Below are 13,467 nucleotides of genomic sequence, written 5' to 3'. Positions count from 1 at the left end.
GCTCATTCATAACAAGGACTACGCAGATGGCGACCCTCCTGGTGCTGCACGGCCCCAACCTGAACCTGCTCGGCACCCGCGAACCCGGCACTTACGGTTCCACGACCCTGGCGCAGATCAATCAGGATCTGGAGCGCCGCGCCCGTGAAGCCGGCCATCATCTGCTGTATCTGCAAAGCAATGCCGAGTACGAATTGATCGACCGCATCCACGCCGCGCGTGGCGAAGGGGTCGATTTCATTCTGATCAATCCAGCAGCTTTTACGCACACAAGTGTCGCATTACGTGACGCGTTGCTGGGAGTGAGCATCCCATTCATCGAAGTGCATTTGTCCAACGTGCACAAACGCGAACCTTTCCGCCATCACTCTTACTTCTCCGACGTAGCGGTGGGAGTGATCTGCGGCCTTGGCGCCAGCGGTTACCGACTGGCCCTGGAGGCTGCGCTAGAACAGCTTGAAACACAGGCAACGGCTTGAACTACAAGCGTTAAACGCCCCTGACCGACCCTTGGGAGTTGATGATTCATGGATATCCGTAAAGTTAAGAAACTGATCGAATTGCTGGAAGAGTCCGGCATCGACGAGCTCGAGATCAAGGAAGGCGAAGAGTCCGTACGCATCAGCCGTCACAGCAAGACCCCGGCTCAGCAGTACTACGCGCCGGCTCCGATGCACGCTCCGGCTGCCGCACCTGCCGCCGCTGCTGCTCCGGTTGCTGCCGCAGCCCCGGCTGCCGCTGCTGCACCAGCGCTGAACGGCACTGTTGCCCGTTCGCCGATGGTCGGTACCTTCTATCGCAAATCTTCGCCAACCTCGCCGTCCTTCGTTGAAGTCGGCCAGACCGTGAAGAAAGGCGACACTCTGTGCATCGTCGAAGCCATGAAGATGATGAACCACATCGAAGCTGAAACCAGCGGTGTGATCGAGTCCATCCTCGTCGAAGACGGCCAGCCGGTTGAGTACGACCAACCGCTGTTCACCATCGTTTGAACTGCGGAGAGCCTTTGATGACTGCGAAGTTGGAAAAAGTTCTGATCGCTAACCGCGGTGAGATCGCCCTGCGGATTCTGCGTGCCTGCAAAGAGATGGGCATCAAGACCGTCGCCGTTTACTCCAAGGCCGACAAAGAGCTGATGCACCTGGGTCTGGCAGACGAATCCGTCTGCATCGGCCCGGCGTCTGCCGCTCAGTCCTACCTGCACATCCCGGCCATCATCGCTGCCGCTGAAGTGACTGGCGCGACCGCCATTCACCCAGGCTACGGTTTCCTCGCGGAAAACGCCGATTTTGCCGAGCAGGTCGAGAACTCCGGCTTCGCGTTCATCGGCCCGAAAGCCGACACCATTCGCCTGATGGGTGACAAGGTCTCAGCCAAGCACGCGATGATCGAAGCTGGCGTGCCAACCGTTCCAGGTTCCGACGGCCCACTGCCGGAAGACGAAGAAACGGCATTGCGCATCGGTCGTGAAGTCGGCTACCCGGTGATCATCAAAGCCGCTGGCGGCGGTGGTGGTCGCGGCATGCGCGTGGTGCACAAGGAAGAAGACCTGATCGCCTCGGCGAAACTGACCCGCTCCGAAGCAGGCGCGGCGTTCGGCAACCCGATGGTCTATCTGGAAAAATTCCTGACCAATCCGCGCCACGTCGAAGTGCAGGTACTGTCCGACGGCCAGGGCCACGCCATCCATCTGGGCGACCGCGATTGCTCGCTGCAACGCCGCCACCAGAAGGTTCTCGAAGAAGCGCCGGCACCCGGCATCGACGAGAAGGCTCGCGAAGAAGTGTTGGCCCGTTGCGTCAAGGCGTGCATCGACATCGGTTACCGTGGCGCCGGCACCTTCGAGTTCCTCTACGAAAACGGTCGTTTCTACTTCATCGAAATGAACACCCGTGTTCAGGTGGAGCACCCGGTTTCGGAAATGGTCACCGGTATCGACATCGTCAAGGAGATGCTCAGCATCGCCGCCGGCAACAAGCTGTCGTTCACGCAGGATGACGTGGTAATTCGCGGTCACTCGCTGGAATGCCGGATCAACGCTGAAGACCCGAAAACCTTCATGCCGAGCCCGGGCACGGTCAAGCATTTCCACGCACCAGGCGGCAACGGCGTTCGCGTCGATTCGCACCTGTACAGCGGTTATGCGGTTCCACCGAACTACGACTCGCTGATCGGCAAGCTGATCACTTACGGCGCGACCCGCGACGAAGCCATGGCCCGCATGCGCAATGCCCTGGACGAAATCGTGGTTGACGGGATCAAGACCAACATCCCGCTGCACCGTGATCTGGTTCGTGACGAAGGCTTCTGCAAGGGGGGTGTGAACATTCACTACCTCGAGCACAAGCTGGCCAAGCAGTCGTAAGACTGACCTGGCGTGAAAAAACCCGATCCCTGTGGATCGGGTTTTTTTATGCCTGCAGCCAGCGCATCAGTTCATCGACACCAAGGTAAAAGCTTGCCCCTGAATCATTTCAGGGGTTGCCCGGCGCCCGTTCTGGTCGACTACAGCGCCAGAGGCATCTTGGTGCAATGGCTTTCGACGAAACCGCTCCATGAATACCTGTGCGCGTTTCGACACCGGATCGCTGGCATATCTGGCCCGCTGCAAAACCGGCGAATACAAGCGTTCAACCTGGCTGGCGGAAGTCTTGAACACCGTCGAAACACCATTGTTCAGATTCAACGAAACAGCATAGGTATTACCCAGACAGGAAGAATACGACCAGTAATCCCATGTCGGCCTCAGCCCCTGTTGACGCAATACACTCCTGACCGGTCCACCGATGTCGGTGCCGGTCAGCCAGTCACCGCCCACCAGCGTGACCCGAACATCTTTGGGCGAGCCTCCCAGACGCGTCATCGCATCCTTGACGGTGTGGTTGATCAGCGAGCGAATGTTGTGATCGAAATGAATGACTGCGCCGACCTTCGTCGTCGGGTTGTACATCGAGGCAATCACGCAGGTCTGCGCATTCAGCGAAAACAGATAATTGTCCATAGACCCGGCGACAAACTTCGCCACCACAGCCTCGCCCTGCAACGCACCACGGTTCAGCACTGGCTCGACCCGGCCGGGAAACGCATTGCGCAGATTGTTCACTCGACCAAGATTACGTACCTGATCATTGCCGCCGCGCAGCCCGACCCGGTCATGCGTCCATTTGCCACTCGCAGTCAGACGTACGGGGCGCTGATAAATGGCTTCGGGGCGCCGGGCATCGATCAGGCTGAGCCCCCCGAAATGCGGGTTTTCCCTGACCTGGAAGTACTTGCCTCTGTTGCGGATGTAATAGGTCGGCTGGGGCTGTGCAGCACTGGGCGGACTGCGCCATGTGCCAAAAAAGACACCTTCTTCAGTGACCTGCTGCAAATTATCCGGCTTGTTGCTGACAGCCTGTCTGGCGTAAAAACGCACCTTGCGAACCGCCGGCAGCGCTTCCTTGCGAATCGGAGCGACGGTGCTCAAGCGCTCTGTGAGCAATGAGACCGGCCGCGTCGTGTGCTTCAGATTTCTGACCGTGCGCCCGAGTAACTTGACCGTACTGCCGGCGCCAACCATGGCAAACAGCGCGCCCCACGACGCCTCAAGCCAATGGCCGAGCGCGCCATCGACATCGCCTTCCAGATGCGCCGCGACGGCATCACCGGCACTGACGGCGATGAACACCAAGTCCAACAACAAGGCGAAGGGCGGAAACACCATGCAGAACGGCGCGGCGGCGAACATCAGTCCCTTGACCACCTGTCTTTCGATCATTTCCGCGCGGCTGGTCGTGATGTCGTGCACATCCGTAACCGTGCGCTCGATGTAAGCGTTGAACTCAACCCGCGCGTCGCTCACTCGCTGTGCTTCGTACAGCGTATCGACGCGCTGATTTTTTACCGCTATCGCATGCAAGGAGAGCGAAACGGTTTTGCGTGCAGCAACCGCCGTGCGCGCCATCAAGTAGTCATGCAGCTCGCCGGCGATGTCGCCAAACAGTGAATGGTACGGGCGCACCGCAAGGCCGTCAGGAGCATCCGGGGTATACAACCACCAAGACGGCTCGGGATCGAAAGCGGTAAAAACATAAACCCCGAGTACGACATGACCACGCACAGTAAACCTGAATACGCCGTCAGTCGTGACCCTGTTGGCGCCCGGCAAATGGCCCCCTGACGTTGGCAGTTGACTCAACAGCGAGACCTGGCGGACGAGCGCTGTATACACCGTGTCGCTTAGCCGTGCCTGACTTCGCGCAACCCGCAAGTCACGATCCATTGTCGACAGCAGCACATTGCGCCAGGCAAACCGGCGCGGCTCGTAGTCCGCATGGCGAGCGTCGAGATATTTGCCTCGGATCTCGCTGGCGTACTTCTCACCCAGCCAGGCCCCACGCAGATACAACGCCAGATCGGCGCTGCGCACCTCGCTCAGATCCTGGCCAACGGATGAGCGCACGCCCTTTTTCGGATTGTCGATACCAGCGTTGTCGTCGTAGCCGTAGATCGCCAGATCGAGCAGGCTGGCTACCGACTGTTTCCTGCGATCGGCGATGCCGGCGTTGTAATCGATCAACACGGTGGCCGGATCAACCGGTTCCAGCACCTGTTTGCTGCGCATATAAGGCGCGATCTCTGCGGCCACCGTGCGTCTGGCAAAATCGACAAAGACTTCGAAACCGCCCAGTAACTCATTGAAGACCTGCTGATGAACAACCAGCTCCTGATTCAGACTGCTGAGGCGTCGACGCGCATCCAGGGTCAGCGTTGAGTTCCAGCGCAGCAAGTTGTCCTCTTCAACCTGCTGCAGGTTTTTGGCCAGGCCCATTTTTACAGCCGCTTCGACGCACTGAGCGAACGGCAGGGGCGCACGCCGAATATCACTGCTCATACCCCAACGGCCAGGGTCGGCAGCCACGGCGACAAGATACTCCCGCGCTCGGCGATGGGCTGTGGGAGAAAGCTGCTGCAAAAGATATTCGCGACCGGACTCGCTCTGCGTCCAGCCCCAGACCTCTCCGGTCAATGCCGCCAGCGAAGGCAGGCGCACCCACTCCTGGCCGTCTGGCTTGTTTGGCGCGTACAGCAGCAGATCGCTCACCGCTGGTGCAGGCTCTTGCCGGTAAAACACCAGAAAGTCGGCACACTGCATGCCGTTGGGTAAAGCCAGTGCGGCGACGCGCAAAGATTCGCCCATGGCTTCCCCTGCCCACATCGATTCGAGACGATCATGATCGTCCACCGCCAGATGCCCCGCACAACGCGCAACGAACGCGCTTTGCTTGAGTCGCGCGACAAACCAGTCGATCAAGGCCTTTTGTACGTCCTCGCGCTCATACTGCCCGGCCAGGGCTCGCAGGTACCCGACCGGATAATCCTGGCCGGCCAGCATGTCGGCGATGAATGCCGGCTCCAGCGGCTGATTGCGTCGCGAAGGACCACTGGTGACTTCCAGAACGGCAGCGAAATCCGTACCGATCGGCCCCGCCGCGAGCAACTGGCTCAAACTGCGGTTCTGCGTCGGCTCGCCGACCGCTGAAAGCCACCTCAGGCGGACATCGATCCGGTCTGGTTCCACCTCCATGTCGAGTTTGAGCTGGATATAGTCAATCGCCTGTTGCCGGGCATAGGCGCGCAACGAGCCGTAGCCTTCCAGCAGATCATCGAGCGCTGCCTGGGCCTGCGACGTCTGTTCTTGATAATGGCGCAGCCTGGCACGCTCCGGTTCGTTCAGCACCCGCAGCCAATGCGGTAATTGAGCGTATGACTGCGCTTCGAGCCTCTTCTTTTCCGCACCCGTTGCCAGTGCGGTCAACCGATAGCGGCGAGCACCTCGTTCCTGAACCTTTTCGATTTGCCTGCGCAATCGATCCGGCGTCAGTCGCACGAGCCGGTCAGTGCGGAACAGCGCGTCGATGTCATCGATATAGCGCTGCAATTTGCGCAAAACCAACTGATCGAACGCAGCCTCCTGCCCTTTGGTTTCCCAATGTGTTCGCAGGTAGTTTTTGTATTGATCAAGGAAATGCTCAGAAACGCTCTCCACAGTCTGGATGACCGCTTGACGATGGCCGAGCGGAAATCCCCGGTCAGCAGCACCCGGCCAGCGGTACGGAGCGTCCTGAATCGCCAGGTACATCATCGGCTTGCCGTCGATGATTTTCTGCAGAATCGAATCGAGCAAAGCCAGCACAAAACCCGGATCGATATTGCCGTGCGGGTAATGATTGCGCAGCTCGGTCAACGCGAAAGCTTCCATGGCCTCCAATAAGGTCAGCTGACTGCTCAGGCGCTTGTCGATGAGTACCTGCCAACGCGTGATCCGCAGCAGAATCTCCTGGGCCGTTCCTGTGGGCGCAGCGGCTTCCGGTGGTTTTTCTTCTACAATCCCTTGTTCACTCGCCATATCGTCCAGCCCGCTTGCGTAGAAATGAGCTTTCACTCTATTTGCCGGCAACCGCGCTCCGGGGATACATATGTATATCGCGCCGGCGAATGTGTAACAGCCAAGAGGCGTGTCCACTTTGCCGGCGACCTGGCGTAAACTGCGCGCTTTTGCAGCTTCGGGCTGCCCCACAGATTTTCAAAGGTGCCCGCCATGCCTTGGCTGCAAGTCCGTCTCGCCATCACCCCCGAACAAGCCGAAACCTACGAGGACGCATTCCTCGAAGTCGGCGCCGTGTCGGTGACCTTCATGGACGCCGAAGACCAGCCGATCTTCGAACCGGAACTCAACACCACCCCATTGTGGTCGCACACCCACTTGCTGGCGTTGTTCGAAGGCGGCACCGAACCAGCCCCGGTACTGGCCCACCTGGAACTGCTGACCGGCAGCCCGCTACCCGAACACCACAGCGAAGTCATCGAAGATCAGGACTGGGAACGCAGCTGGATGGACGGTTTCCAGCCGATGCGTTTCGGCCAGCGCCTGTGGATCGTGCCGAGCTGGCACGCCGCGCCGGAACCTGATGCGGTCAACCTGCTGCTGGATCCGGGCCTGGCGTTCGGCACCGGCACTCACCCGACCACCGCTTTGTGCCTGGAATGGCTCGACGGCCAGGACCTGAAAGACTGCGACGTGCTCGACTTCGGTTGCGGTTCGGGAATTCTGGCGATCGCCGCCCTGTTGCTCGGTGCGAAAGAAGCCGTTGGCACCGACATCGACGTGCAGGCACTGGAAGCCTCGCGCGACAACGCCGGTCGCAACAATATTGCCGACGAACTGTTCCCGCTGTACCTGCCGCAAGACTTGCCGCAGGTTCAAGCTGACGTGCTGGTCGCCAACATTCTTGCCGGTCCGCTGGTTTCGCTGGCGCCGCAACTGTCTGGCCTGGTCAAATCCGGCGGTCGTCTGGCCCTGTCGGGCATCCTCGCTGAACAAGGTGATGAAGTCGCTGCCGCTTATGCACAGGACTTCGATCTCGACCCGATCGCCAATCGCGATGGCTGGGTGCGCATCACCGGCCGTCGGCGCTAATATGACCGCCTGCATAATCCGGATCGCCGCATGACCGACAGTTTCGTCACTCAGTGCCCGCATTGCCAAACCAGTTTCCGTGTCAGCCATGCTCAATTGAGCGTGGCCCGCGGGGTGGTTCGCTGCGGCTCCTGCCTGCAAGTGTTCAACGCCGCCAAACAGCTGCTGGAACAACACGCCGGCAAGGACGCGGTGACGCCGGTCGCGCCTTCGCTTGCCGAGCCACCGCCGATTGTCGAGTCGACGCCAGCCGTCGAACCCGTAGCCATCGTCGAGCCGCCGGCACCGCGCGCCATCAGCCAAAAGCAGTGGAGCGCCTCGGAGCTGGATCTCGATAGCCTCGATCTGGATCAGGAACTTGCCCGCCTCGAGCAACGGGAAATCCAGCCGACCACCGAATTCGGTCGTCCCCGCGAAGATTCTCTGAGCGCCCGGCGCGACATGCCTGAGCCGGACGAAACCGTCTGGCGCGACAGCCTGTTCAGCGAACATGCCGATGAGCACACGATCGAGCCCGACGACGAGACAGAAGTCTCGGAGATCGAACCGGCCAAAGCCGCGCGCACCGAGCCTTCGCTGACTTTGGAACCGGTAGATCTCGACGACGAGCCGGTGATCCCGCAGCTGCGCCTTCACGACCCGATCGATCCGAATGCCCGTCGTGAACGATTTTCTGCCAGCGACGATATCGATGACGGCGACGAGTTGCCATCGATCGAGCCACTGCGCAAAAAACGCGATCGCGCCGAACCCGGTGTACGCGCTGAAGTCCTGCAAGACCTGACCGACGACCCGCTGCAACTGGACTGGCAGAAACGCCGCTCGCCGTGGGGACGCCGCATGCTCTGGCTGCTGTTGGTGCTACTGGCGGCGGGCGGACTGGCGGCCCAATACGTCGCCTATCATTTCGACGAACTGGCCCGTCAGGATCAATACCGTCCGTGGTTCCAGCAAATCTGCCCGCAGATCGGCTGCACAGTGCCGTCCAAGGTCGACATCGCCCGGATCAAGAGCAGCAACCTGGTGGTGCGCAGTCATCCGGAGTTCAACGGCGCATTGGTGGTCGACGCGATCATTTATAACCGCGCGACGTTCTCTCAGCCCTTTCCATTACTGGAACTGCGTTTTGCCGACCTCAATGGCCACTTGATCGCCAGTCGTCGCTTCAAACCCGGCGAGTACCTCAGAGGGGACCTCGAAGGTCTGGCGGAAATGCCGCCGCAAACGCCGATCCACATTGCGCTGGATATCCTCGACCCAGGCCCGAAAGCAGTGAATTACAGCCTGAGTTTCCACTCGCCCGAGTGAATCCCTGCGGCGGTTTGCAATTGACGGCGGTTTTCTGACTTTGCCACCCACAACCAAACCTGTGGCGATAACGGAATAACTGTTCAGATTTTGTTCAATTCAGCCTTTATCCAGTCATCGAGAGCGGGTATCATGCCAACCCTTTTTCGAACTCTCATGATCCGGCCCCACCTCAGGGAAGTCCTATGTCGGCGGTACGCATCGGCCCATACACATTGCAGAACGGCTTGATTCTTGCCCCTATGGCGGGCGTCACCGACCAGCCCTTTCGTCAGCTGTGCAAGCGTTTGGGCGCAGGGCTTGTAGTCTCGGAAATGGTCACCAGTGACATGAGCCTGTGGAACACCCGCAAGTCGCGCATGCGCATGATCCACGAAGGCGATCCCGAGCCCCGCTCGGTGCAGATTGCCGGTGGCGACGCGCAGATGCTGGCGGATGCGGCCCGGGCCAACGTCGAATTGGGCGCGCAGATTATTGATATCAACATGGGTTGCCCGGCAAAGAAGGTCTGCAACAAGGCCGCCGGTTCCGCGTTGTTGAAGGACGAAGCACTGGTGACCGAGATCCTGCAGGCCGTTGTGGCTGCGGTTGATGTGCCGGTCACCTTGAAGATCCGCACCGGATGGGATCGCGACAACAAGAACGGCCTGACCGTGGCGAAGATCGCCGAGCAGGCCGGGATCACCGCGCTGGCAGTGCATGGCCGCACTCGCGCCGATCTGTACACCGGTGAAGCCGAGTACGACACGATTGCCGCGATCAAGCAGGCGGTGTCGATCCCGGTGTTTGCCAATGGCGATATCGATTCGCCGGAAAAGGCCCGTTACGTGCTCGACGCGACCGGTGCCGATGGCCTGTTGGTAGGCCGCGCCGCCCAAGGGCGGCCATGGATTTTTCGCGAGATCGAACACTTCCTGCGTACCGGCGAGAAATTGCCGGCACCGGAGCTGATCGAAGTGGAACACATTCTGCTGGAGCATCTGGCCGCCCTTCACACTTTCTATGGGGATGTGATGGGCGTGCGCATTGCGCGCAAGCATGTGGGCTGGTATCTCGCAACCTTGCCGGGCGCCAGGGAGTTTCGCGCCCACTTCAATCGTTTGGATGGTACGGAAACACAATGCGCCAACGTTCGGGAGTTCTTCGCCGAGCGTTACAAGAGCCTGACAGGGGACGAAGAAGGGGTGGCCGCATGACGATGATGACCGAGACTTTAGTGAGTGGAACAGCACCCGTGAGCGACAACGTGAATTTGAAACAGCACCTCAATACCCCGAGCGAAGAAGGCCAGACCCTTCGCGGGAGTGTCGAGAAGGCGCTGCACAATTATTTCGCCCACCTTGAGGGCGCGTCCGTCACGGATGTGTACAACCTGGTGCTCTCCGAAGTCGAGGCTCCCCTGCTCGAAAGCGTGATGAACTACGTCAAGGGCAACCAGACCAAGGCCAGTGAGCTGCTCGGACTTAACCGCGGCACGCTGCGCAAGAAACTCAAGCAGTACGATCTGCTGTAAGCATTCAATCAAACCAGAAAGGCGCCCGCGTAAAAAACGGTCGCCTTTTTTGCTGACTTCCTTTGCTTTTGATGGAAATTGAGATGACCGACCAGACTACCCGCCTGCCGATCCGCCGCGCCTTGATCAGCGTTTCCGACAAGACCGGGATCCTCGAATTCGCCAAGGAGCTTGAAGCTCTGGGCGTCGAGATCCTCTCCACCGGCGGAACGTTCAAGCTGCTGCGCGACAACGGTGTTGCCGCAGTGGAAGTCGCGGATTACACCGGTTTCGCCGAAATGATGGACGGTCGGGTGAAAACCCTGCACCCAAAAATCCACGGCGGCATCCTCGGTCGTCGCGGTACTGACGACGCGATCATGAGCGAGCACGGCATCAAGCCGATCGATCTGGTTGCCGTTAACCTGTACCCGTTCGAAGCCACCATCAACAAGCCAGGCTGCGACCTGCCGACCGCCATCGAAAACATCGACATTGGCGGCCCGACCATGGTCCGTTCGGCGGCGAAAAATCATAAAGACGTAGCGATCGTGGTGAATGCCAGCGACTACGCCAGCGTCCTGGAAGGCCTGAAAGCCGGTGGCCTGACCTACGCGCAGCGTTTCGACCTGATGCTCAAGGCCTTCGAACACACGGCTGCCTACGACGGCATGATCGCCAACTATATGGGCACTGTGAATCAGGCCGCTGAAACCCTGAGCACTGAAGGTCGCAGCGAATTCCCGCGCACCTTCAACAGCCAGTTCATCAAGGCCCAGGAAATGCGCTACGGCGAGAACCCGCACCAGAGCGCGGCGTTCTACGTGGAAGCCAAGCCTGCCGAAGTCGGCATCGCTACCGCGACCCAACTGCAAGGCAAAGAACTGTCGTACAACAACGTGGCCGACACCGACGCCGCGCTGGAGTGTGTGAAGAGCTTCGTCAAGCCAGCCTGCGTGATCGTCAAGCACGCCAACCCGTGCGGCGTGGCGGTCAGCCCGGACGCTGAAGGCGGCATCCGTCAGGCTTACGAACTGGCTTACGCGACTGACACCGAATCGGCATTCGGCGGCATCATCGCCTTCAACCGTGAACTGGATGCCGAGACCGCCAAAGCGATCGTCGAGCGTCAGTTCGTTGAAGTGATCATCGCCCCGAGCGTCAGCGAAGAGGCTCGCGCCATCGTTGCAGCCAAAGCCAACGTGCGCCTGCTGGCCTGCGGCGAGTGGTCGGCAGACCGCGCAGCCGCGTGGGACTACAAACGCGTCAACGGCGGTCTGCTGGTACAGAGCCGCGACATCGGCATGATCAGCGCCGATGACCTGAAAGTCGTGACCAAACGCGCGCCGACCGAACAGGAAATCCATGACCTGATCTTCGCCTGGAAAGTCGCCAAGTACGTCAAGTCCAATGCCATCGTCTACGCCAAGAACCGTCAGACCATCGGTGTCGGCGCGGGCCAGATGAGCCGCGTAAACTCGGCGCGTATCGCCGCGATCAAGGCTGAGCACGCCGGCCTGCAAGTTGCCGGTTCGGTGATGGCATCGGACGCGTTCTTCCCGTTTCGCGACGGCCTCGACAACGCGGCCAAGGTCGGCATCACTGCGGTGATCCAGCCGGGCGGCTCGATGCGTGATGCTGAAGTGATTGCTGCTGCCGACGAAGCTGGCATCGCGATGGTATTCACCGGCATGCGCCACTTCCGTCACTGATTCCCCGCTCCCTCTGCACGCAGGAGCCATGTAGGAGCTGACGAGTAAAACGAGGCTGCGATCTTTTGATCTTGTTTTTGAAAAGCAAGATCAAAAGATCGCAGCCTTCGGCAGTTCCTACAGGGTTTGAATGCTGAGGTTTGGTAGCGCCCACAGAATTTTGAGGTTTTTGAAATGAATGTTTTGATCATTGGCAGCGGTGGCCGTGAACACGCCCTGGCCTGGAAAGTGGCTCAGGATCCGCGCGTGCAGAAAGTTTTCGTCGCACCGGGCAACGCTGGTACCGCCATCGAAGCCAAGTGCGAGAACGTCGCCATCGACGTATTGGCTCTTGAGCAACTGGCCGACTTCGCCGAGAAAAACGTTTCCCTGACCATCGTCGGCCCGGAAGTGCCGCTGGTCGCTGGTGTTGTTGATCTGTTCCGCTCCCGTGGCCTGGACTGCTTCGGTCCGACCGCCGGCGCTGCACAGCTGGAAGGTTCGAAGGCCTTCACCAAGGATTTCCTGGCTCGCCACAAGATCCCGACCGCCGACTACCAGAACTTCACCGAGATCGAGCCGGCCCTGGCGTATCTGCGTGAAAAAGGCGCACCGATCGTGATCAAGGCCGATGGCCTGGCGGCCGGTAAAGGCGTGATCGTCGCCATGACCCTGGCCGAAGCCGAAGACGCCGTGCGCGACATGCTCGCTGGCAATGCCTTCGGTGACGCCGGTTCGCGCGTGGTAATCGAAGAATTCCTCGACGGCGAAGAAGCCTCGTTCATCGTCATGGTCGATGGCAAAAACGTCCTGCCGATGGCCACCAGCCAGGACCACAAACGTGTTGGCGACGGCGACAGCGGCCCGAACACGGGCGGCATGGGTGCCTACTCCCCTGCCCCGGTGGTCACTGCCGACGTGCACCAGCGCGTGATGGACCTGGTGATCTGGCCGACCGTGCGTGGCATGGCTGAAGAAGGCAATGTCTACACCGGTTTCCTCTACGCCGGTCTGATGATCGACAAGGCTGGTAATCCAAAGGTTATCGAGTTCAACTGCCGCTTCGGCGATCCGGAAACCCAACCGGTGATGCTGCGTCTGCAATCGAGCCTGGTGCTGTTGGTTGAAGCCGCTCTGGCGCAAGCACTGGACAAGGTTGAAGCACAGTGGGATCCACGCCCGAGCGTGGGCATCGTGCTGGCCGCTGGCGGCTACCCGGGCGACTACGCCAAGGGTGCGGCGATCAACGGTCTGGACGCTGCGGCCAGCCTGGAAGGCAAAGTCTTCCACGCCGGTACCGCGCTGAAGGATGGTCAGGTCGTCACTGCCGGTGGTCGCGTACTCTGCGCCACCGCAATGGGCGCTAGCGTCGGTGAAGCCCAGCAGCAAGCCTACAAGCTGGCCGAGGCCATCGACTGGGAAGGTTGCTTCTACCGCAAGGACATTGGCTACCGCGCCATTGCCCGTGAACGTGGCGAAACCCAGGAATAAGCTGTTCATCAAGTCCGGCAAGG

The 13,467-nt window shown here is 60.0% G+C and carries 10 protein-coding genes; 9 read left to right on the top strand and 1 reads right to left on the bottom strand.

The window, feature by feature from the left end; all coding sequences use genetic code 11:
* The first annotated feature begins 26 nt into the window (after positions 1-26).
* Genes aroQ through accC form a run of 3 tightly spaced genes read left to right on the top strand, consistent with a single transcriptional unit; the run spans position 27 to position 2,365 of the window.
* The gene (aroQ, locus tag H8F23_RS20010) at positions 27-479 is read left to right on the top strand and encodes a type II 3-dehydroquinate dehydratase (protein WP_093430249.1); all 453 of its coding nucleotides are present in this window, start codon (positions 27-29) and stop codon (positions 477-479) included.
* A 48-nt stretch (positions 480-527) separates the two neighbouring features.
* Positions 528-992, top strand: a complete 465-nt coding sequence (accB, locus tag H8F23_RS20005; protein ID WP_093430248.1) for an acetyl-CoA carboxylase biotin carboxyl carrier protein — start codon at positions 528-530, stop codon at positions 990-992.
* Between the two features lie 17 nt (positions 993-1,009).
* Positions 1,010-2,365 (top strand): acetyl-CoA carboxylase biotin carboxylase subunit, encoded by a 1,356-nt coding sequence (accC, locus tag H8F23_RS20000; protein WP_093430247.1) that lies wholly within the window; start codon positions 1,010-1,012, stop codon positions 2,363-2,365.
* 66 nt (positions 2,366-2,431) lie between these two features.
* On the opposite strand, the gene H8F23_RS19995 is transcribed toward accC, so the two are convergent.
* A complete protein-coding gene (locus H8F23_RS19995; RefSeq protein ID WP_194935527.1) occupies positions 2,432-6,391 on the bottom strand; it encodes a ferritin family protein in 3,960 nt (1,319 codons plus the stop codon).
* Positions 6,392-6,583: 192 nt separating this feature from the next.
* Between H8F23_RS19995 and prmA the strand changes: the two genes are divergently transcribed.
* The 6 genes from prmA to purD all read left to right on the top strand — a co-directional run bounded on the left by prmA (position 6,584) and on the right by purD (position 13,444).
* Positions 6,584-7,462: a 50S ribosomal protein L11 methyltransferase gene (gene prmA, locus H8F23_RS19990; protein ID WP_093430245.1), complete on the top strand. Its 879-nt coding sequence runs from the start codon at positions 6,584-6,586 to the stop codon at positions 7,460-7,462.
* A 30-nt stretch (positions 7,463-7,492) separates the two neighbouring features.
* Positions 7,493-8,770 (top strand): DUF3426 domain-containing protein, encoded by a 1,278-nt coding sequence (locus tag H8F23_RS19985; protein WP_194935526.1) that lies wholly within the window; start codon positions 7,493-7,495, stop codon positions 8,768-8,770.
* A 185-nt stretch (positions 8,771-8,955) separates the two neighbouring features.
* Positions 8,956-9,966: a tRNA dihydrouridine synthase DusB gene (gene dusB / locus H8F23_RS19980; protein ID WP_194935525.1), complete on the top strand. Its 1,011-nt coding sequence runs from the start codon at positions 8,956-8,958 to the stop codon at positions 9,964-9,966.
* Complete coding sequence (gene fis / locus H8F23_RS19975; RefSeq protein WP_003221275.1) at positions 9,963-10,283, top strand: DNA-binding transcriptional regulator Fis; 321 nt, start codon at positions 9,963-9,965, stop codon at positions 10,281-10,283. Before dusB ends, fis begins: the two co-directional genes overlap by 4 nt.
* An 83-nt stretch (positions 10,284-10,366) precedes the next feature.
* Positions 10,367-11,974 (top strand): bifunctional phosphoribosylaminoimidazolecarboxamide formyltransferase/IMP cyclohydrolase, encoded by a 1,608-nt coding sequence (gene purH / locus H8F23_RS19970; RefSeq protein WP_194935524.1) that lies wholly within the window; start codon positions 10,367-10,369, stop codon positions 11,972-11,974.
* Between the two features lie 174 nt (positions 11,975-12,148).
* Positions 12,149-13,444, top strand: a complete 1,296-nt coding sequence (gene purD / locus H8F23_RS19965; RefSeq protein WP_116255825.1) for a phosphoribosylamine--glycine ligase — start codon at positions 12,149-12,151, stop codon at positions 13,442-13,444.
* Positions 13,445-13,467: the final 23 nt, after the last annotated feature.

It is taken from the genome of Pseudomonas neuropathica (assembly GCF_015461835.1).
Classification (GTDB): Bacteria; Pseudomonadota; Gammaproteobacteria; order Pseudomonadales; family Pseudomonadaceae; genus Aquipseudomonas; species Aquipseudomonas neuropathica.
This window is presented reverse-complemented; position numbering and strand designations above follow the sequence as displayed.

What these genes read in the sequence shown, in the direction of transcription:
- aroQ (WP_093430249.1), top strand. Translation starts at nt 27, where the DNA reads ATGGCGACCCTCCTGGTGCTGCACGGCCCCAACCTGAACCTGCTCGGC.
- accB (WP_093430248.1), top strand. Translation starts at nt 528, where the DNA reads ATGGATATCCGTAAAGTTAAGAAACTGATCGAATTGCTGGAAGAGTCC.
- accC (WP_093430247.1), top strand. Translation starts at nt 1,010, where the DNA reads ATGACTGCGAAGTTGGAAAAAGTTCTGATCGCTAACCGCGGTGAGATC.
- H8F23_RS19995 (WP_194935527.1), bottom strand. Translation starts at nt 6,391, where the DNA reads ATGGCGAGTGAACAAGGGATTGTAGAAGAAAAACCACCGGAAGCCGCT.
- prmA (WP_093430245.1), top strand. Translation starts at nt 6,584, where the DNA reads ATGCCTTGGCTGCAAGTCCGTCTCGCCATCACCCCCGAACAAGCCGAA.
- H8F23_RS19985 (WP_194935526.1), top strand. Translation starts at nt 7,493, where the DNA reads ATGACCGACAGTTTCGTCACTCAGTGCCCGCATTGCCAAACCAGTTTC.
- dusB (WP_194935525.1), top strand. Translation starts at nt 8,956, where the DNA reads ATGTCGGCGGTACGCATCGGCCCATACACATTGCAGAACGGCTTGATT.
- fis (WP_003221275.1), top strand. Translation starts at nt 9,963, where the DNA reads ATGACGATGATGACCGAGACTTTAGTGAGTGGAACAGCACCCGTGAGC.
- purH (WP_194935524.1), top strand. Translation starts at nt 10,367, where the DNA reads ATGACCGACCAGACTACCCGCCTGCCGATCCGCCGCGCCTTGATCAGC.
- purD (WP_116255825.1), top strand. Translation starts at nt 12,149, where the DNA reads ATGAATGTTTTGATCATTGGCAGCGGTGGCCGTGAACACGCCCTGGCC.